The 19,863-nt window shown below is 68.8% G+C and carries 14 protein-coding genes; 6 read left to right on the forward strand and 8 right to left on the reverse strand.

Annotated elements, in window-relative coordinates; all coding sequences use genetic code 11:
- Window positions 1-177: 177 nt before the first annotated feature.
- The 6 genes from ACYVK3_RS06290 to ACYVK3_RS06315 all read left to right on the forward strand — a co-directional run bounded on the left by ACYVK3_RS06290 (window position 178) and on the right by ACYVK3_RS06315 (window position 8,492).
- A complete protein-coding gene (locus ACYVK3_RS06290; RefSeq protein ID WP_460496428.1) occupies window positions 178-4,692 on the forward strand; it encodes a HAMP domain-containing protein in 4,515 nt (1,504 codons plus the stop codon).
- A complete protein-coding gene (locus ACYVK3_RS06295) occupies window positions 4,689-5,243 on the forward strand; it encodes a response regulator (protein ID WP_460496429.1) in 555 nt (184 codons plus the stop codon). Before ACYVK3_RS06290 ends, ACYVK3_RS06295 begins: the two co-directional genes overlap by 4 nt.
- Window positions 5,244-5,306: 63 nt before the next feature.
- Window positions 5,307-5,690, forward strand: a complete 384-nt coding sequence (locus ACYVK3_RS06300; RefSeq protein WP_460496430.1) for an STAS domain-containing protein — start codon at window positions 5,307-5,309, stop codon at window positions 5,688-5,690.
- A complete protein-coding gene (locus ACYVK3_RS06305; protein WP_460496431.1) occupies window positions 5,687-7,057 on the forward strand; it encodes a PrsW family intramembrane metalloprotease in 1,371 nt (456 codons plus the stop codon). Before ACYVK3_RS06300 ends, ACYVK3_RS06305 begins: the two co-directional genes overlap by 4 nt.
- A 449-nt stretch (window positions 7,058-7,506) precedes the next feature.
- Complete coding sequence (locus tag ACYVK3_RS06310; RefSeq protein ID WP_460496432.1) at window positions 7,507-8,013, forward strand: tRNA adenosine deaminase-associated protein; 507 nt, start codon at window positions 7,507-7,509, stop codon at window positions 8,011-8,013.
- Between the two features lie 53 nt (window positions 8,014-8,066).
- A complete protein-coding gene (locus tag ACYVK3_RS06315) occupies window positions 8,067-8,492 on the forward strand; it encodes a nucleoside deaminase (protein ID WP_460496969.1) in 426 nt (141 codons plus the stop codon).
- Between the two features lie 7 nt (window positions 8,493-8,499).
- On the opposite strand, the gene ACYVK3_RS06320 is transcribed toward ACYVK3_RS06315, so the two are convergent.
- The 8 genes from ACYVK3_RS06320 to ACYVK3_RS06355 form a co-directional block, all read right to left on the reverse strand.
- Entirely contained in the window at window positions 8,500-10,641 is a 2,142-nt protein-coding gene (locus ACYVK3_RS06320) for a (Fe-S)-binding protein (protein ID WP_460496433.1), read from the reverse strand.
- Between the two features lie 96 nt (window positions 10,642-10,737).
- Window positions 10,738-11,085, reverse strand: coding sequence for a hypothetical protein (locus ACYVK3_RS06325; protein WP_460496434.1), 348 nt, complete (start codon window positions 11,083-11,085; stop codon window positions 10,738-10,740).
- 145 nt (window positions 11,086-11,230) lie between these two features.
- Window positions 11,231-13,225 (reverse strand): HNH endonuclease signature motif containing protein, encoded by a 1,995-nt coding sequence (locus ACYVK3_RS06330; RefSeq protein WP_460496435.1) that lies wholly within the window; start codon window positions 13,223-13,225, stop codon window positions 11,231-11,233.
- Window positions 13,226-13,761: 536 nt separating this feature from the next.
- On the reverse strand, window positions 13,762-14,862 hold the full coding sequence (locus ACYVK3_RS06335) for a LacI family DNA-binding transcriptional regulator (RefSeq protein ID WP_460496436.1): 1,101 nt from the start codon (window positions 14,860-14,862) through the stop codon (window positions 13,762-13,764).
- A gap of 33 nt (window positions 14,863-14,895) precedes the next feature.
- A complete protein-coding gene (locus tag ACYVK3_RS06340; protein WP_460496437.1) occupies window positions 14,896-16,320 on the reverse strand; it encodes a glycoside hydrolase family 1 protein in 1,425 nt (474 codons plus the stop codon).
- Window positions 16,317-17,258 carry a carbohydrate ABC transporter permease gene (locus tag ACYVK3_RS06345; RefSeq protein ID WP_460496438.1) on the reverse strand — a complete coding sequence of 314 codons (942 nt, stop codon included), beginning with the start codon at window positions 17,256-17,258 and terminating at the stop codon, window positions 16,317-16,319. The genes ACYVK3_RS06340 and ACYVK3_RS06345 overlap by 4 nt, the downstream gene beginning before the upstream one ends.
- Window positions 17,255-18,202: a carbohydrate ABC transporter permease gene (locus tag ACYVK3_RS06350; protein ID WP_460496439.1), complete on the reverse strand. Its 948-nt coding sequence runs from the start codon at window positions 18,200-18,202 to the stop codon at window positions 17,255-17,257. The genes ACYVK3_RS06345 and ACYVK3_RS06350 overlap by 4 nt, the downstream gene beginning before the upstream one ends.
- Window positions 18,203-18,350: 148 nt before the next feature.
- Window positions 18,351-19,688, reverse strand: a complete 1,338-nt coding sequence (locus tag ACYVK3_RS06355; RefSeq protein WP_460496440.1) for an ABC transporter substrate-binding protein — start codon at window positions 19,686-19,688, stop codon at window positions 18,351-18,353.
- Window positions 19,689-19,863: the final 175 nt, after the last annotated feature.

Raw genomic sequence — 19,863 nt, forward strand, 5'->3', positions numbered from 1 at the left:
CACCGGTTGCAGATCCTTTTCATCTTCATGGGGTGTCCGGAGCCGTCCGCCGGACCGTTTCCCCACCGTCACCTGCGGTGATCGCACATAGTGCTCTGCGTAACCTGGCTTCACGTTTGCGGTATTCGTGTGACAACCTGTTAGTCGAGCCTGTACCTGCAGCGGAGGAATGACGCCATGACGGACACCGCTTCCACTTCAGCCCCCGCGAACCCGACAGACGAATCCGATCTGCTCCGCAGCCTCGCCGACGCGCTCGGCGCGGTCGAGGGCGGGGACTTCTCGGTGCGTCTGCCGCGCGGCGAGGGCCTGGCCGGCGAGGTCGTCGACCGGTTCAACGCCGTGGTCGAACGCGCCGACCGCCAGTCCAGGGACCTCGCGCTCATCGCGCGCGTGGTCGGGCAGGAGGGCTCGTGGAACCACCGGCTCGACATCGAGCACCTCGACGGCGGCTGGAGGGACGGCGCCTCGAGCGTCAACCGCCTGGTCGAGGAGCTCGTGCGGCCCACCACCGAGCTCGGCCGCGTCCTGGAGGCGGTCGCCGCCGGCGACCTGACACAGGAGGCCGCGCTCGAGTTCGAGGGCAAGCAGCTCAAGGGCGAGTTCCGGCGCCTGGGGGAGACCGTCAACCAGATGGTCGGGCTCCTGCGGTCCTTCGCCGGCGAGGTCACGCGCGTCGCCAAGGAGGTCGGCACCGACGGCCGCCTCGGCGGCCAGGCGGACGTCCAGGGCGTCTCGGGCACGTGGCGGTCGCTGACCGACGCGGTGAACACGATGGCGTCGAACCTGACCGACCAGGTCCGCTCCATCTCCACGGTGACGCAGGCCATCGCCGCCGGTGATCTGAGCCAGCGCATCACCGTCAACGCCTCCGGCGAGGTCGCCGAGCTCGCCGAGACCATCAACTCCCTCACCGAGACCCTCCACATCTTCGCGGCCGAGGTCACCCGTGTGGCCCGCGAGGTCGGCACCGAGGGCCGCCTGGGCGGCCAGGCGGACGTCCCGGCCGTCTCGGGCACGTGGAAGGACCTGACCGACAACGTCAACTCGATGGCGTCGTCCCTGACCGACCAGGTCCGCGACATCGCGAAGGTCACCACGGCGGTCGCCCGCGGCGACCTGACCAAGAAGATCCAGGTGCCCGCCCAGGGCGAGATCCTGGAGCTCAAGACGACCGTCAACTCGATGGTCGACCAGTTGTCGAACTTCGCCGACGAGGTCACGCGCGTGGCCCGCGAGGTGGGCACCGACGGCCGCCTCGGCGGCCAGGCGCAGGTGTTCGGGGTCTCCGGCACCTGGCGCGACCTGACGCAGAACGTGAACCAGCTCGCCGCGAACCTGACCGACCAGGTCCGCAACATCGCCAAGGTCACCTCGGCCGTCGCCGGCGGCGACCTGAGCCAGAAGATCACCGTCGAGGCCTCCGGCGAGGTCGCCGACGTGAAGACGACCGTGAACACCATGGTCGACCAGCTCTCCAGCTTCGCCGACGAGGTCACCAGAGTCGCCCGGGAGGTCGGCAGCGAAGGCAATCTCGGCGGCCAGGCGAACGTCTCGGGCGTCTCGGGCATCTGGAAGGACCTGACCGACAACGTCAACCTCATGGCGTCGAACCTGACCGCGCAGGTCCGCAACATCTCCTCGGTCGCCACCGCGGTCGCCGACGGCGACCTGTCCCGCCAGATCACCGTGGACGCGCGCGGCGAGATGCTCGAACTGAAATCGACGATGAACTCGATGGTGGCGCAGCTGTCGCAGTTCGCCGACGAGGTCACGCGCGTCGCCCGCGAGGTCGGCACCGACGGCAAGCTCGGCGGCCAGGCCAACGTCCAGGGCGTCTCCGGGATCTGGGAGGCGCTGACCGACAACGTCAACTCGATGGCGTCGAACCTGACCGCGCAGGTCCGCAACATCTCCTCGGTCGCCACCGCGGTCGCGCGCGGCGATCTCAACCGCCAGATCACGGTCGAGGCCCAAGGCGAGATGCTCGAACTCAAGACCACGATGAACTCGATGGTGGCGCAGCTGTCGCAGTTCGCCGACGAGGTCACGCGCGTGGCCCGCGAGGTCGGCACCGAGGGCCGCCTGGGCGGTCAGGCGAGCGTGCCCGGCGTCTCGGGCACGTGGAAGGACCTGACCGACAACGTCAACTCGATGGCGTCGAACCTGACCGCGCAGGTCCGCAACATCGCCGAGGTCACCACCGCGGTCGCGCGCGGCGACCTCACCCGCCAGATCACCGTCGACGCCCAAGGCGAGATCCTCGAGCTGAAGAACACCGTCAACACCATGGTCGAGCAGCTCTCCAGCTTCGCCGGGGAGGTCACGCGAGTCGCCCGCGAGGTCGGCGTCGAAGGGAACCTCGGCGGCCAGGCCGAGGTCGCCGGCGTCGCCGGCACCTGGCTGGCCCTGACCCGCAATGTGAACTCGCTCGCCGCGACGCTGACGCTCCAGCTGCGCGCGATCGCGAACGTCGCCCACGCCGTCGCCCGCGGCGATCTGACCCAGTCGGTCGACTTCGAGGCCGCCGGCGAGATCGCCGACCTCACCGAGTCGATCAACCAGATGATCACCGCGCTGCGGGACAAGACCCGCCAGAACACCGACGCGGACTGGCTCAACTCCAACCTCGCGCGCATCTCCTCGCTCCTGCAGGGCCGCAGGAACATCGAGGAGGTCACCCGGATGATCCTCGACGAGGTCACGAGCCTCATCGACGCCCAGACCTCCACGTTCTACGTCCGCCACGAGGACGTCTCGGGCCACGTCACCTACCGGCTCAACGCCGTCTACGGCCACCCGAGCCCCGGCGAGAAGATCATCATCGAGGAGAACGAGGGCATGGTCGGTCAGGCCGCGGCCTCCAAGCGCACCATCCACCTCCACGACATCCCCGACGGCTACCTGGAGATCTCCTCCGGGCTCGGCCAGGCCACGCCGACGGACCTGATCATCCTGCCCGTCCAGTTCGGCGACAAGGTCCGCGGCGTCATCGAGTTCGCCTCGTTCAACACCTACTCCGGGCTCCACAAGAAGTTCCTCGACTCCCTCGCCCCGAACGTCGGCGTCACCCTCGCCACCATCGAGGGCAACGCCCGCACCGAGGTTTTGCTGCGCGAATCCCAGCGCATGGCCCAGGAGCTGCGCGCCCAGTCCGACCGGCTCAAGGAGACCAACGTCGAACTCGAGGAGAAGGCGACGCTGCTGTCGGCCCAGAACAAGGCCATCGAGGTCAAGAACGCCGAGGTCGAGGCCGCCCGCCAGGACATCGAGGAGAAGGCCGAGCAGCTCGCCCAGGCCTCCAAGTACAAGTCCGAGTTCCTCGCCAACGTCTCCCACGAGCTGCGCACGCCGCTGAACTCGCTGCTGCTGCTCGCCCGGCTGCTGTCGGAGAACGCCGACAACAACCTCACCGAGCGGCAGATCGAATTCGCCCGCACCATCCACAACGCCGGCACCGACCTGCTCACCCTCATCGACGACATCCTCGACCTGTCCAAGATCGAGGCCGGGCGCATGGACGTGTCCGTGCACCCCGTCGCCCTCGGCGAGGTCCTCGGCGACATCGAGGCCACGTTCCGGCCCCAAGCCGAGGACAAGCAGCTCGGCTTCACCATCGACGTCGGACCGGGCGTCCCGCAGATGCTCCAGACCGACGGCCAGAAGTTCCAGCAGGTGCTGCGGAACCTGCTGTCCAACGCGGTCAAGTTCACCCGCCGCGGCTCGGTCACGCTCGCGGTGCGGCGCGTCGCCTCCGACATCCGCTTCGAGGCCCCGCGCCTGAACTCCGCGGCCGAACGCGTCTCCTTCTCCGTCATCGACACCGGCATCGGCGTCCCCGAGAACAAGAAGACGATCATCTTCGAGCCGTTCCAGCAGGCCGACGGCACCACCCGCCGCAACTTCGGCGGCACCGGCCTGGGCCTGTCGATCTCCAAGTCCCTGTCGCAGATGCTCGGCGGCGACGTGTTCATCGAACGCACCGGCTCCGACGGCAGCGTCTTCACCTTCGCCGTCCCCGCCGAGATCGACACCGACGAGGACTTCCAGCCGTACCGCTCCGAGCTGCCGCCCGTCGAGGACTCCCGCGGCCCCTCGATCCTCACCGGCGCGCCCGAGACGCCCTCCTCCTCGGTGGCCGCCCAGCACCTCGACGGCGCCGCCGTCCTCATCGTCGACGACGACATCCGCAACGTCTTCGCGCTCACCGCCGCGCTCGAACTGCACGGCATCGAGGTCCACTACGCCGAGAACGGCGCCGACGGCATCGACGCCCTCCAAAACCACCCAGACATCGACGTCGTCCTGATGGACTCGATGATGCCCGGCATGGACGGCAACGAGACGACCCGCGTCATCCGCCGCATGCCCCAGTTCGCCGAGCTGCCCATCATCTTCCTCACCGCCCAGGCCCTCGCCGAACAGCGCGAGAAGTCCGTCTCCGCCGGAGCCAGCGCCTACCTGACCAAACCGGTCGACCTGGACCAGCTCCTCGACACCATGTCGCAGTGGATCCCCCGCCCCAGCGGCCCAGGCGGACCCAGCGGACCCAGCGGCGACACCATGTCCCTGCGGCCCGGCCGCACCGGCACCGCCATGTCACAGTGGGAGGGGACGGGCGGCGACCCCGCGGGGGGCGGCCCGGCCGCCGCAGGAGAGAATGACGCCCCGAACGATGGAGAGGCCGCATGAGCACCGCCCGTGTCCTGCTCGTAGACGACAGATCAGAGAACCTCCTCGCGCTCGAAGCGATCCTGCAGGGCCTGCCCGTCGCCACCATCGCCGTCACCTCCGGAGAAGAGGCCCTCAAACGCCTGCTCACCGGCGACTTCGCCGCGATCCTCCTCGACGCCCAAATGCCCGGCATGGACGGCTTCGAGACCGCACGCCACATCAAGCAGCGCGAGAAGACCCGCCACACCCCCATCATCTTCCTCACCGCCGCCGACCGTGACTCCCATCTCGCCATGCGCGGCTACTCCGTCGGCGCCGTCGACTACATCACCAAACCGTTCGACCCGTGGATGCTCCGCACCAAAGTCAAGGTCTTCATCGACCTGTGGAGCCAAGGCCAAGCCCTCCGCCACACCTCCGAACGCACCCGCGACCTGCGCGAACGCGAAGACGGCCTCATCCGCCGACTCCGCAAGGCCTACGGCGACCTCGCCGAATGGCAGAAGAACCACGGACCCGACGACGAGATCGCCAAGATCATCGAGCAGCTCGAACCCGGCAGCGACTAGATTCGCCGAAACTCTCCACCCGCCGAACCTGACATCGAGGAGTTTTCGGTTAGGGTTGGGGACGTGGTACACCAAAAGCTCGACATTTCGGTTTACCGCGAATCGAACGAGACGATCGTGGCGTTGACCGGCGAAATCGACCTCCAGACCGCACCGCGGCTCTCGAGCGCCTTCGACGCCGCACTGGCCGAAGAGCCCGTGCGCATCGTCCTCGACATGGGAGGCGTGACCTTCTGCGACTCGCGGGGGCTCGGGACACTCGTCGTCCTCAGCCGCGCCGCGGCCCGTTCGCGCGCCGTACTCGTCCTCGCCAACCTCGGCGACTTCCTCAAACGGCTCCTGGCCGTCTCCGGCATCGGCGAACACTTCGTCATCCGCGAAGGCCCCGCCCCCGGATCACCAGGGCCGGAGGCGACGCCCGACACCGGACCGAAGGACACCCAGTGAGCGCACCGCAGCGAGAACTCCTCATCGTCCTCACCATCGCCGCCGCCCTCCTCGCCGCCGGCACCGTGCTCGCCATCGCCGGCCACCGCCGCCGCAACCGGCCCCTGCTCATCGCCGGCTGCGCCGCGATCTTCGCCGCCGGCCTCACCGTCCTCGGCTGGGCCATCGTCGAAGGCGCCGGAGCCGAAGCCGCCGGCGTCGGCATCGTCGCCGCCCTCCTGCCCGCCCCCCTGCTCGTCGCCACCTTCCTGTGGCTCGGCCGCTACCGCCGCCGCCCCTGGCTCGTCCTCGCCTTCTGCTTCGGCTGGGGGGCCTGCGTCTCCACCGCGATCTCCCTCGGCGTCAACACCGGCGTCGCCTACCTCCTGCGCGAAAACGACCTCAGCGAGAACCTCGCCGCCGTCATCTCCGCGCCCGTCATCGAAGAGATCACCAAACTCGCCGGCCCCCTCCTCGTGCTCTGGCTCGCCCGCCGCCACTTCACCGGCACCCTCGACGCCCTCGTCTACTGCGGACTCGCCGGAGCCGGCTTCGCCGTCGCCGAAAACGTCCTCTACGCCTCGGGCGCCTACGTCTCCGGCGCCCAGATCCTCGACGAATCCGCCGGCATCGCCCTCGTCACCCAACTCGTCATCGTCCGCGGCCTCGCCACCATGTTCGCCCACCCCCTCATGACCGGCCTGTCCGCCATCGGCCTCGGCAAAGCCGCCCGCCGCCCCGGCCGCAAGGGCGTCTCCGCCGCCTGGATCATCGGCATGCTCCTGTGCGGCATGGGCCTCCACGCCCTCTGGAACGGCTCCTCCGTCATCGGCACCGAACTCGGCATGCCCGCCCTCTGGTTCGCCCTCTACCCCGCGTTCCTCATGCCCCTGTTCTTCACCATGGTCGGCCTCGCCCTGTGGCTGCGCGCCGCCGACGCCCGCCGCACCCAGACCACCCTCGCCCCCTACGTCACGAGCGGCCTGCTCTCCCCGCCCGAACTCGCCTCCCTCGCCAGCTTCTCCCGCCGCGCCTCCGCCCGAGCCTGGGCCCGCCGCATCGCCGGACCCGCAGGCGAGAAGGCCATGAAGGACTTCCAGCGGGCCGCCTCCGACGTCTCCGAACAACTCGACCTCGCCGCCATCGGCGGACACTACGACCAGCAGCTCATCGGCGACGGCCTCCACCACATGCACCGCGCCAAAGCCGCCTACACCGGCCGCGACCCCCACATGCCCCCCGCCACCTGGGACGGCACCCGCTACCACGTCACCTTCCCCGACGGGAAGGTCCGGCCCGTCGAAGCCCCCGCGCTCCCGGTCATGCCGCTGCCCGTTCCGGCCATGCAGCCCCCGCCCGGCCCCACGTACCCTGTCACCTATGCATGACGGACCCATCCGCGCCACGTCCTGGCCGGGCCCCGGGCTACCCCCGGGCCGCTCAGGACGCCCGCGCTGGCGCGAACCCCACCAGGTGCGCGTAGGAGCCGTCGCCGCGGGAAGCGCGCTCACAGCGTTGTGGGTGCTGCTGTGGCTCCTCGCCTTCGCCCGAACGGGGGCGGGGTTCGCCTGGGTGACATTGGCCGCGAGTACGATCGCAACTGTCGTGGCAGCAGTACTGGCACGCTACGGTGACCGCGGTGCCGCGGTCGGCGTAGCCGCCGTCGCAGGGACGGCCGCTGGGGTCACAGGCCTCTCGGTCGAGCTGTATCTTTTGCTGACCGGCAATTGGATCCTGTGGTTACATCGACGCAGGCCGCCACATCCTTCAGTAAGTCGATTTGAACAGCGGGCTCGGTTGAGCCGCTGGTCCATTGAACAGAAAACGGGGACGGATCGTGTCGTATTTCGCTGTGGCCGTGGGCCGCGAGGGCGAGGAATGGGACGCCACGGAAGTCGAACTCGACGACGTGACGGACATCGAGGACGCCGCCGAGGTCATGCGTGAGGCCTACCCTGACGCCGACCTGACGCTGCTCTTCGTCGACGCCGACGACGAATACCTGACGGTGATGCGCCTCGACAACGGCGACGACCTGCGCACCTTCGGCTCCGACGCCGAGTACGCATCGCAGTCGCGCCTGGGCGAGGCACTGCTCGGCGACCTCGAACCCGAGGACACCGACGAGATCGACACCGAGGACGAGGAGTCGATCTCCGCGCGCCCCACCGAGCTCGACGCCGAGCCCGTCGGCGAAGCGGACCTCCTCGGCGACCTCGGCGTCGGCGGGGCCACCCTGCTCGCCCTGTGCGCCAAGGAAGGCATGATGCCCTCCGACGTCGTCTCCGAAGTCGCAGGCGTCATCGGCTTCGCCGAAGCCCTGGAATCCGCCACCGGCGCCTGAGCCTCCCGGCCGCCCAACCGATGCCCACCCGCCGCGAGGTCCACGACCACCGGATGCGCCGCGCCCTCGAGGCCGCGGCCGCCTCCGGCACCGACCTCCCGGTGGGCGCCGTCGTCTACGACCCCGAGGGCCGCGAGCTCGCCGCCGCCGCCAACCAGCGCGAAGCCCTCGCCGACCCCACCGCCCACGCCGAGATCCTCGCACTCCGAGCCGCCGCCGCCGTCCACGGCGACGGCTGGCGGCTCGAGCACTGCACCCTCGTCGTCACCCTCGAACCGTGCACCATGTGCGCCGGCGCCGCCGTCCTCGCCCGCGTCGGCGAAATCGTCTTCGGCGCCTGGGAGCCCAAAACCGGCGCCGTCGGCTCCCTGTGGGACGTCGTGCGCGACCCGCGCCTCAACCACAACCCCGCCGTCTACGGCGGCGTCCTCGCCGAAGCGTCCGCGCAACTGCTGCGCGGACACTTCGGCCGAAGCTGAACCCGGCCTACTCGGCCGCGGCCGCCTTCTTCGCCCGCGACCGCTCCAGCAGCTGCGCGATGTCGACGACCTCTACCTGATCCTCATGACCGCCGTCGGCGACGCCGTCACGCAGCATCGTCGAACAGAACGGGCAGCCCACGGCCACGGTCTTCGCTCCCGTCGCCACCGCTTCGTCGGCCCGCTCCCGGTTGACCCGCTTGCCCAGCGGCTCCTCCAGCCACATCCGCGCCCCGCCCGCGCCGCAGCAGAACGACCGCTCCTCGCTGCGGGGCATCTCCGTCACTTCCGAGAACGAACCCAGCAGCTCACGCGGCGGCGTGAAGATCTTGTTGTGCCGGCCCAGATAGCACGGGTCGTGATACGTCAGCTTCCCGTCGTGCCCCTCGGCCGGCTCGATCTTCCCCGACTCGACCAGATCCGCCAGCAGCTCCGTGTGGTGCACCACCTCGTACTCCCCGCCGGCCTCGGTGTACTCCTTGCCGATGGTGTTCAGGCAGTGCGGGCACGTCGCGACGATCTTGACCGCCCCCACCTCGTTCAACGTCTCCACGTTCTGCTCGGCGAACATCTGGAACATGAACTCATGCCCGATGCGCCGCGCCGAATCGCCCGTGCACGTCTCCGCCTCCCCGAGCACCGCGAACTTCACGCCCGCGTCGTGCAGCAGCGTCGCCACCGCACGCGACGTCTTCTGCGCCTTCGGGTCGTACGCGCCCGCGCAACCCACCCAGTACAGGTACTCCCAGTCCCCGCCCGGCTCGGCGATCGGCACCTCGAAGTCCAGCGGCTCGGCCCACTTCAGCCGGTTCGCCGGATTCTCGCCCCACGGATTCCCCTTGTTCTCCAGGTTCCGCAGCATCGTCTGCGCCTCGGGCGGGAAGTCCGACTCGATCATCACCAGGTTGCGGCGCAGATCCAGAATGTGGTCCACATGCTCGATGTCCACCGGGCACTGCTCCACGCACGCGCCGCACGTTGTACACGACCACAGCACATCGGGGTGAATCACCGAGCCGACGATGTTGATCTTCTCGTGCGGGTCCTCGCCGCCGTTCGCCTTCGCCATCGCCGCCGCCTTCAAATACGGCGCCTGCTCGTACAGGTGGTCGCGCAGGTCCGTCACGAACTTCTTCGGCGACAGCGGCTTCCCGGTGTTCCACGCCGGGCACTGCGACTGGCAGCGCCCGCACTCGGTGCATGTCGAGAAGTCCAGCAGGCCCTTCCAGCTGAAGTCCTCGATGGTCGCCACGCCGAACGGCTGCGTCTCCGGGTCGGCCTGCTCGAAGTCCGCCGGCTCGCCGTCGATGAGCATCGGCTTCGCCGGCCCCAGCGCCGGGGCGCCGTCGGCCTCGCGCTTGAAGTAGATGTTGAAGAACGCCGTCACCCGGTGCCACCCGATGCCGAACGCCGGCAGCAGGGCCAGCATCAGGAAGAACGTCCACGACACCACGATCTTCACCCCGGCGGTCACCGTGATCGTCGTGTGCAGTGCCGACTCCGAAGCCGCACCGTAGAGGTTCGCCAGCCGCGAGGAGATCGGCCCGGCCCAAGTCGCGTCGATGCCGCCGAGCGCGAACTCGGCCGAGCGGATGATGAAGAAGCAGGTGACGATCGCGAGGATGGTGCCCTCGACGTAGAACGCCTGCCACTGGCGGGAGTTCTCGAACCGTGACGAGGAGTGGCGCTGGCCGTCCTCGGAGATCTCGCCCTGCGGCGGCAGCGGGTGCGCCTTCGGCTGGCGGGCCAGGCGGACGGCGATGAGGAACAGGATGCCCAGGCCGGTGACGGCGGCGATGATCTCGGACAGCAGCAGCCAGGGCCCCCAGTGCCCGACCCAGGGGAGTGTCCACTCGGGGTTGAGGGTCTCCAAGTAGGCGGTGGCCAGGACCGGGAAGAGCGAGAAGAAGCCGATGAACACCAGCCAGTGCGCCGCGCCGACCCATGTCCACTTGAGCATCCTGGTGTGTCCCAGGGTCTCGCGCAGCATGGTCCGGACGCGTTCACCCCGGCGGCCCGACCTGGTGCGGTCCGCGGATCCGAGCCGCACGGTGGCGAGCAGGCTCTTGCAGGCGCGGACGAACAGCCCGATCGCGAACGCCGTGTAGGCGAACGCGATCACGGCCGTGACGATTTGGACGACTCCCATGGCGACCTCTCGACGGTGCGGTGTTGCCGATCACGATACATGTTACTGATCAGTAGCCATGATGTCGAACCGGGCCGCCGCCGAACCGGGCGTGGTTCACCATTCCCACAGGCCGACCTCGACAGCGTCGGCCAGCGCCGTCAGCGTGCGCTCGGCATGGCGCGGCTCGGGGCTCTCGCGGAGGGCGTAGAGGTGCCCGAACAGGTGCAGGAAACGCTCGTAGCACGCCTCGACGACGACTGCTTTGAGGGAGCGGTCGAGGCACATCAGCAGCTCGCGGCAGTCGTACTCGTCGAGGTCGGGACCGGCGGCACCGAGCGCGCCGGCGGCGGAGCGCAGATGGAGCACGACCGCTTCGCCCACGGCGCGGTCGGCCTCGTCGCCCGGCCGCCAAGTGAGGATCGGCGCCCGGAGGCGTGCGGGCGGCAGCGGCTGCTCGTCCATGCCCCCATCGTCCCCCTGTGGCTGCACGGGTCGCAATCGGGGTGCCGATGAAGCGATGGAGGAGCGGTGTGGGGACAACGTCGGAAGCCCGGCAATGGCCGCCCGTGCGCTGGCGGGAGCGGGCGTGAGCGATAGTCGCGCTGTGTCAAGGCAGCGATGGTGAGGTGGTGAAGTGGTCGGGGCGGGTGTCTGGAGTTGGCGCTGCTGTGGTCCGGCGCGGGGCCTGCTGGGCCCGGCAATGGCCGCGGGGGCGTTGGCGGGTCGGTGTCGTGGCTGGCCCGGCTGCGCTGAGGCGGCGACAAAAGCGGTGGCGGGTGGGCTGGTGTTGGTTGGTCAGCGCGGGGGTGGTCGGTGGTGCCGTGCCGGGTGGGGCTGGGGCTGGCCTGGTGGTGGGTATTCGCGTTGCTGGTGGTCCGGTTCGGGTGTGGGCATGGGGATGTCCTCGAAGCCGTTGTCGGTTTCGAGCTGGCGATCTATGAGGTGCCTTCCCCGCCACGGCATCCCGCAGCGGGCAGGGTAAGAACGGCGGTGGTCCGTAGTCCGGTGCCGGTGCGGCCCCGACCGGTTCGCGAATCCGCTTCGCCTCGGTCAGCAGGGTCGAAGTCTCGTATTCCCGCCTCTGGCCCTGCTCCGGTTCGGGTGCCGGTGCTGAAGCCGGTTCGGGTTGGGGTGTCGGTGTGGTGAAGCGGGCTCGCAGTTTCGCGCGGGCGGCTTTCGCGGCGGCCATGACCTGCTCGGTCTCGGCCTGCTCGGCAGCCGCTTCGAGGTCGGGTTTCAGGGTCTCCGACCATTCTTCGGGATACAGGCCGGTGGGGAAGGCGTTCGCGATGTCCTCGGCGAAGCCCAGATCCAGGTCGGTGTCGGTGCGCCAGTCCGAGCACCCGCACTTGAGGTCGAGGTCGGTGTCCTCGTGCCCCTCATGGTGCACGATCAACGCCTTACCCGGTCCGGTCTTCTGAATCGTCCAGCCGGGGGTGTGGACGCGGCCGTGGTGGAACCGGCACAACAGGACCAGGTTCTCGGCCACCGTCGGCCCACCATTCGCCCAGTGGCGGATGTGGTGGGCTTCGGTCCACTGCACCGGAGCGAGACAGCCAGTCCAGGCGCACCCGCCCGGCTGCTCCAACTCCAGCTTCCGCCGCAGGGCGCTGTTGGGCAGGCGCAGGGCCCGGCCGAGTTCGATCGCTTCGCCGGTGCGGTAGTTGAACACGTTGGGGATGACCAGGCCCTCGCAGGCGAGCAGGCGGGCCTTACCCAGGGAGATGGGGTCGCCTTCGAGGGTCGGGACCCGTCCGGTGTCTTCCCCGGCGAGGGTGTCGATGTCGACCGACAGGTGCAGGATGGCGGTGTGCCCGTGCCGCTTGGCCGCGTTCGGGTCACTGCCGTGGGTCGCGACCATCTGGTGGAACGCCTCAGCGCGGCGGTTCGCCGCCGGCGGCAGGCACCCGTCGGCGTCGACCTCGTCCTGACGCGGCGGCGGGACGGCGGTGGTCAACAGCTTCGCGAACAGCTTCCCGGTATCGGCCGACAGCAGCCCGGAAAGGATGAACATGCCGTTCTCGGTCTCCACCAAGTCCAGGCGTTGCAACGACTGCTGCCCCAGCCCGTCCAACAGCTCCTCACCGGAGTCGAGCGCGGCCTGGAGCTCATCCAGCTGGGCGTGGACGTCCTTGACGGTGGCGTGGACGCAGTACTGCGCGATCAAGTGCTCCGGGGTCGCACACAGCGTCTCGGCGTCAAACGGGGACGGCACCGGTTCCTTGTAAGGAGTCCGCGCGTACACCCGCAGAGCCTTGGTCGCGTCCAGGCGGCGCACGGCTGCCGCGACCCGGTCGATCCGGGCCGCAGCAGAGGTGGCGGTCTCGGCCAGGACGGTGAACTTCCCGGCAGTGCGGGCGATCGCGGCCAGATCAGCAGCGGTGCGGAGGTGGAAGTCGAAGGTCGACACCAGCCACTCGCGCAGGGCGGAGAAGCCGTCGCAGTCGCGGTGGATGTTCCACGTCTTCGCCTCGATCACCCGGCGCAGGACCTCGGCGTGCACGGAGTTGATCAGGGAAGCGGCCTCATTGAGATCGGTGTGGATGGCCGCCGCCCGCTCGGTCCGCTCGGTCCTGCTCGGCTTCATGCTCGCCTTGGCCATCTCACACCTCCCTCGGTCATTGAGGTCTCGTACGAACCTGCTGTTTCCGCCGGTTCGTGCTATACCTCTATTATCCCAGGTCACAGATGCTTTGTCATCACCCATTAGGGTGGGAAAACACTCACGTTTCCGCCGCCCGGAACCACGAGAACCCTTGCCCCGCAAGATAAACCGGACACCCATTTGGACCGGCGCCCCGGGCCGCGCCCAAAGGAACCCCCATGCCCGCCGACCCAAGCTCCACAAAGGGCTCACCTCTTCGTCGCCGCCCGCTTGAAGCCGCATCGAAACGAACCCGGGCCCCGAGTCGGACCGTGAACGAGTGCCTCGCCTCCTCATCGCTGATCGTCTGAATCACGCACCAACGCGCACCCTGCAACCCCCTGCAACCCCCTGCAACCGAGACCCTGACCTGGAGCGAGTCTCACATAGCCGTCCCCCAGCTCAAGCAAATGCGGCCGGAGCGGCGCCTTGACTTGATCGGGCACCGTTCCGGCCGTCCTGGCGAACGTTCTAGCCTAGCGATTCGCTTCCGCTCAGGCGGACTCGCGCACCACGATCCTGGTCCCCAGAATCGTCACGAGCGGCCCGGCCTCCTCGCCCCTGATACGACCGCACAGCAGCCGCGCCATCTCGCGCCCCATCGTCTCGGTCGGCTGGTGCACCGTCGTCAACGGCGGCTCGGACACCTCCGCCAGCGGCGAGTCGTCGAAGCCGATGAGCGCCACATCGTCCGGCACCGAGATCCCGCGCTCCCGCGCGACCCGCAGCGTGGCGATCGCCAGCGGATCGGACGCGGCGAACACCGCGTCGATCTCCCCGGCGGTGTCGAACAGCCGCCGCGCGGCCTTGATGCCGCTGGCCTCGTCGAAGCCCCCGGCCTGAGCCACCAGCTGGTCCTCCACGGGCAGCCGATGCCCGCGCAGCCCGTCCCGGTAGCCGTTGAGCCGGTCGACGCCCACGGACATGTCCTGCGGTCCGGCGATGATGCCGATCCGCCGGTGACCCCGATCGGCCAGATACTCCACGGCCTGGCGCGCCCCCGAGCGGTTGTCGCAGTCGACATACGCCGCCGGGTTCAGCCCCGTCGGCGTGCCGCACAGCACGATCGGGATGCCGGCCTCCTCGAGCCGCCCGGGCAGCGGGTCGCCCGAGTGGCTCGAGACCATCATGACGCCGTCGACGTGCCCGCCCATGAGATACGACTCCAGGCGGGACCGGTCGCCGTCCTTGGGAGCGAACGTCATCATCAGCCGCATGTTCTCCTCGGCGAGCTGATCCGAGGCGCCCCGCAGGACGCCCGCGAAGAACGGCTCCCCCCACAGCCACTCCTGCGACTCGGTCACGACCAGCGCCACCGTGTCCGTCCGCTGCGTCACCAGAGTCCTCGCCGCCTGGTTCGGGACGTACCCGAGCTCCTTGATCGCGGCGAGCACCGCCGCCCGGGTGTCCTCGGCGACCTTGGGGGAACCGTTGATGACACGCGAGACCGTGCCCCGCCCGACCCCCGCGTGACGCGCGACGGTGTCGAGCGTCGGGCGCCCGGCACTTCGCTTGCGTCGGGGCCGCCCGTTCGGGGACTGACTGGCTGTCGGCGTCGGGCCGGCGCTCGGATCGTCAGATCGGATGTCGGTCATCGTGCATCACCTCGGGCTCCGCGTTGCGTGATCTTATTTTGCCTCACCGTTCGAACGCGCGGTCCGCACTAGGTCGGCATACCACTTGCCCGAGTCTTTAACGACCCGTTGTCCGGTTTCGAAGTCCACATACACCAGGCCGAACCGCTTGGTGTAGCCCCAGGCCCACTCGAAGTTATCGGCCAGCGACCACGCGAAGTACCCCACCAGCGGCACACCGTCCTCGACGGCCGCCGCGCAGGCGTCCAGATGGTCGCGGATGTAGTCGAGCCGCTCGGAGTCGGCGACCTGCCCGCCCACGAGCTTGTCGGTGAACGCCGCCCCGTTCTCGGTGACCGCGAGCGCCACCTCCGGGTAGTTCACGTGCAGGCGTTTCAACGTTTCAGTGAGCCCCCGCGGGGCGATCTCCCACCCCATGTCCGTCTGCGGCAGCCCCGCGGTCACGAACCCGACGTGCTCATTCGCCGGCCACGGCGAACCCGCCCCCGTCGGCGCGGCCGACGCCGACGCCGCCCCGCCGGCCGCACCGGTCACCGTGAACTGGCTGTAGAAGTTCACGCACAGGCAGTCCAGCGGCGCGTTGATCAGCTCCATGTCACCGACCTCCACGAACGCGAAGTCGGTCACCGCCGCGAAGTCGTCCAAGACGTCCTCGGGATAGACGCCCTTGAGCGCCGCATCGGTGAACCACCGGTTCTGCACCCCGTCGATGCGTCGGGCCGCGTCCACATCCGCCGGCGAGTCCGACGCGGCGTACACCGGATAGAAGTTCAAGCCGAGGCTCACCGTCGCCTCGGCGTCCGCCTCCTTGATCGCACTGGCCGCCAGACCATGCCCCACCATCAGGTGGTGCGCGGCGGCGATCGACGCGGCCGGCTCGCGCCGACCCGGAGCGTGCTCGCCCGACGAATAGCCCAAGAACGCCGCGCACCACGGCTCGTTGACCGTGATCCAGTGCTTCACCCGGTCGCCCAGCCTGTCGTGCGCGATCCGCGCGAACTCGCCGAACCGCTCGGCCGTGTCCCGCTTGGGCCACCCGCCGGCGTTCTCCAGCGCCTGCGGCAGATCCCAGTGGTAGAGCGTCACCCACGGGGTGATGCCCTCCTCCAGCAGCGCGTCGACCAGCGCCGAATAGTAGTCCAAGCCCGCCCCGTTGGCCCGCCCGTCGCCGTCGGGGCACACCCGCGGCCACGACAGCGAGAACCGGTAGCTGTTGAGGCCGAGCTCCCCGACCAGGGCGACATCGCCCTCGATATTGCGATAGGAGTCGATCGCCTTGTCGCCGTTCGACCCGTCGATCACCCGACCCGGCTCGGCCACGAACGTATCCCAGATGGACACGCCCCTCCCGTCCGCCGAAGTCGAGCCCTCGATCTGATAGGACGACGTGGCCGCGCCCCAAGCGAAACCGGACGGGAATCTCGCCGCCAAGTCCGCTGTCTCGTTGTCAATGGTCATTGTTTTCCGGAACCTTCCATGATGCCGCTGACGATCTGCCGCCCGAAGATGAGGAACAGGATCGCGATGGGAATGATCGAGATCAGCGTGCCGGTGAAGATCATCGACAGGTCCGCTGACCAAGTAGCGGTGGACAGCTGGCGGATCGCCAGCTGCACGGTCGGGTTCTCACCGCTCAGCACCATGAACGGCCACAGGAACTCGTTCCAGTTCAGCATGAAGGTGAGCAGGGCGAGCACGACCATGCCCGGACGCAGCGCCGGCAGGACGATCCGCCACCAGATGCCCAGCGTCGTCGCCCCGTCGATGCGGGCGGCCTCGATGATCTCGTCGGGCACCGCCTGGACCGTGTACTGGCGCATCATGAAGATGCCGAAACCGTTTACCAGGAACGGCAGGATCGCCGCCTGGAGCGTGTCGAGCCACTGGAGCTCGACCATGACGATGTACAGCGGCACCAGACCCAACTGCTGCAGCGGCACCATCATCGTCACCAGCACGGTGCCCATGAGCAGCTTCGACCCTCGGAAATTGAGCTTCGCGAACGCGAAACCCGCCAGCGAGGAGATGAGCACCACCGAGACGGTCACCGTCCCGGTGATGATGATCGAGTTGCGCAACCCGAGCAGCAGATTCGCCTCAGGATCGGTCAGCGCCTGCTGGATGTGCTCTCCGAGATTCCCGCCCGGCAGCAGCGCCGGCGGAAAGCCCGAGGCGTTCGACGTCGACGTCGAGGCGATCACGATCATCCAGTACAGCGGAAAGATCGACAGGACGCCCACGGCGATCAATCCGACACGAGTGAGCACGGTCGGGGCGAACAGGCCGTCGGCGCCCTCGGCGCCGCGCCGCTTCGTCTTCCTGACCGGCTGCCGGGGAGGCCGGGCGGCCGGTGCGCCGGTGCGGGCCGGTGGTCCGGGTGTGACGGTCGTGCTCATTTGTTCCCCTGGATCCGGTTGACGATGAGGTAGTTCACCAGCGCCACCACGCAGATGATGACGAACAGCAGCCACCCGGCCGCCGCCGAGACCCCGTAGTTGCCGTGCGTGCGCAAGATATCGACCAGGACCATCGCGCTGGTCTGGAACTGGCCTTCCGAGCCGCCGTTCAGACGCCCCGAATCGAACATCATCGGCTCGACGAAGAGCATCATGCCGCCCACCGAGGAGATGAAGACCGTGAAGATGATGACGGGCTTGAGCTGCGGGACCGTGATCTTCCAGAACTGCTGGCGCTGCGTCGCGCCGTCCACGGTGGCGGCCTCGTACAGCGACTTGGGGATCGTCTGCATGGCGGCCAGGTAGATCAGGGCGTTGTAGCCCATCCACCGCCAGTCGACCATCGTGGAGATCGCGAACCACGACGACAGGCGCCCGGCCTGCCAGTTGATGTTGTCGATGCCGAACAGGTTGAGGAAGCCGTTGACCATGCCGTACTCCTGGCCCCAGATGCGGGCGAAGATGACCCCGACGGCGACCACCGAGGTCACGATCGGGGCGAGCACGAGCATGCGCCAGAACTGCGGGCGCTTCAAGCGCTTGTTCAGCGCGTTCGCGACCATGAGCGCGCACACCAGCTGCGGGACGGTGGCCAAGACGAACATGGCGAGGGTGTTGACGATCGACCAGCCGAAGCGTTCGTATTCGAACAGCAGGAAGGAGTAGTTGTCGAGTCCGACGAAGACGCGTTCGGGGTTGCCGAGCCTCCAGGTGTGCATCGAGGCGTAGAAGGTGTAGGCCATCGGGAAGAGCCCGAACACCGTGAACAGCAGGAAGTACGGGGCTACGAGCGCGTAGGGCGTGCCCTTGAGATCGAGTCGGTTGAAGCGCTGGCGCCACGAGAGCCTTGATCGTGGCGGCGCAGGCGCGGTACTGGTGGCCATGGGACCTTTCCTATCGGGGAGAACGGGGAGTCGGCCCGCCGCGGGTTGGGGCGCGGCGGGCCGACACGGTGCCGCCGGGAGGGAGTGGGGACCGCCCCTGGGGCGCGGCGGTCCCGGACCGGCGGCACTGGTAGACCTCAGTGCCGGTCTACAGGCCTCCGCCGGAGAGCTCGACGGCGTTCTCGGCTTCGTTTTCGATGGCGTCCCATGCCTCATCGTGTGAGTAGGTGCCGTCGACGACGCCGTTGAGGACGCCCTCGACCGCCTGCTTCACCGGGTGGTGCAGCAGTCCGTACTCCAGCGGCGGGAAGTTCCGCACCGATTCACCGATGATCTGGCCGATCGGGGCGTCGCTGAAGTAGGCGTTGGTGGCCTCGGTGACGGCCGGGTCCTCCTGCGCCGTGGGCGAGGAGGGGTAGTTGCCGACGGCCTCGAAGACCTTCACCTGCTGCTCGGGGGCGGTCAGCCACGCGGCGAGCTCGGCGGCCTCCTCCGGGTGCGGTGTGGAGGCGGGGACCGACAGCCAAGCGCCGCCCCAGTTGCCGGCCACGCCGGGCGCGGCGGCCATGTCCCAGTTGCCGGCGTTGTCGGCGCCGGAGTTGCCCTCGATGACGCCGGTCATCCAACCGGGGCAGGGCATGACGGCGAAGCCGCCCTCGGCCTGCGCGGCGATCCACTCTTCGGACCAGGAGACGAACGGCCCGATGGCGCCCATCTCGTGGAGGTCGAGCACGGTCTGGACGGAGGTCGTCGCCGCGTTCGAGTCGAGGGTGAGGTTGCCGTCGGCGTCGACGTACATCTCGCCGTCGGCGCCGCCGGCAGTCTGGCCGAGGATCATGTTCTGCAGCTGCGTCGGGCTGTCGAGGAAGGCCGCGTCCACATCGGAGTCGACGAATTCCTGGGCGACGTCCTTGAAGCCGTCCCAGTCGGACCACCGCTCCGCGAGTTCGGCGCGGTCGGTGGTGATGCCGGCCTGCTCGAACAGGTCCTTGCGGTAGCACATGCCCATGCCGCCGACGTCGGTGCCGAAGCCGACGAGCGTGCCGTCGGCGGAGTGCCCGATGTTCCACTTCCACTCGAGGTAGTCGGCGGCGCGGTCGTCGTAGCCCTGGGCGCCCAGGTCGACCCAGTGCTCGGCGTTGTTGTACAGCTCGGTGACGGCCTGCTCTTCGACGCCGACGATATCGCCGGCGCCCGAGCCGGTCTCCAGGGAGGCGTCGAGTGCCGGGCGGACCTCGTTGTCCCAGTTGGCGCCGTCGCCTTCGATGACGACGTCGATGTTCTCGTGGGCGGCCTCGTATTCGGCCTCGAGTCCGGCCTCGGTGTAGCCGAAGGTGCCGAACAGCGAGACGGTGAGCTGGATCTTGCCGTCGTCGGTCAGGCCGTCGTCTTCGCCGTCGCCGCCTCCACAGGCGCTCAGCGCGAGGACGCCGGCGGCGGCGGCCGCGACGGCCGTCCTGCCGCGGTGTTGGTTGAGGAGATGCATCGTTGCTGGTTTCCTTCCAGGCGCCGGGGCGCCGTCTTTGTAGGAGGGGTGGAAGTAGTCGTCATTTGGGGGGTCGACCACTGGTGGCCGAGGGGTCGGACGCGGGCGCCCGGTTTCGGCCTCGGGAGGCCGAATCGCCTTTGGGAGCGATACCAGGAGCTTACGGGAGCGTGAC

The sequence above is a fragment of the Glycomyces tarimensis genome (assembly GCF_054776215.1).

Excerpts from the sequence above, each read along its gene's own strand:
- ACYVK3_RS06345 (WP_460496438.1), bottom strand. The coding sequence starts at position 17,258 with ATGAGCACGACCGTCACACCCGGACCACCGGCCCGCACCGGCGCACCG.
- ACYVK3_RS06355 (WP_460496440.1), bottom strand. The coding sequence starts at position 19,688 with ATGCATCTCCTCAACCAACACCGCGGCAGGACGGCCGTCGCGGCCGCC.
- ACYVK3_RS06315 (WP_460496969.1), top strand. The coding sequence starts at position 8,067 with ATGCGCCGCGCCCTCGAGGCCGCGGCCGCCTCCGGCACCGACCTCCCG.
- ACYVK3_RS06335 (WP_460496436.1), bottom strand. The coding sequence starts at position 14,862 with ATGACCGACATCCGATCTGACGATCCGAGCGCCGGCCCGACGCCGACA.
- ACYVK3_RS06290 (WP_460496428.1), top strand. The coding sequence starts at position 178 with ATGACGGACACCGCTTCCACTTCAGCCCCCGCGAACCCGACAGACGAA.
- ACYVK3_RS06340 (WP_460496437.1), bottom strand. The coding sequence starts at position 16,320 with ATGACCATTGACAACGAGACAGCGGACTTGGCGGCGAGATTCCCGTCC.
- ACYVK3_RS06295 (WP_460496429.1), top strand. The coding sequence starts at position 4,689 with ATGAGCACCGCCCGTGTCCTGCTCGTAGACGACAGATCAGAGAACCTC.
- ACYVK3_RS06330 (WP_460496435.1), bottom strand. The coding sequence starts at position 13,225 with ATGGCCAAGGCGAGCATGAAGCCGAGCAGGACCGAGCGGACCGAGCGG.
- ACYVK3_RS06325 (WP_460496434.1), bottom strand. The coding sequence starts at position 11,085 with ATGGACGAGCAGCCGCTGCCGCCCGCACGCCTCCGGGCGCCGATCCTC.
- ACYVK3_RS06320 (WP_460496433.1), bottom strand. The coding sequence starts at position 10,641 with ATGGGAGTCGTCCAAATCGTCACGGCCGTGATCGCGTTCGCCTACACG.
- ACYVK3_RS06350 (WP_460496439.1), bottom strand. The coding sequence starts at position 18,202 with ATGGCCACCAGTACCGCGCCTGCGCCGCCACGATCAAGGCTCTCGTGG.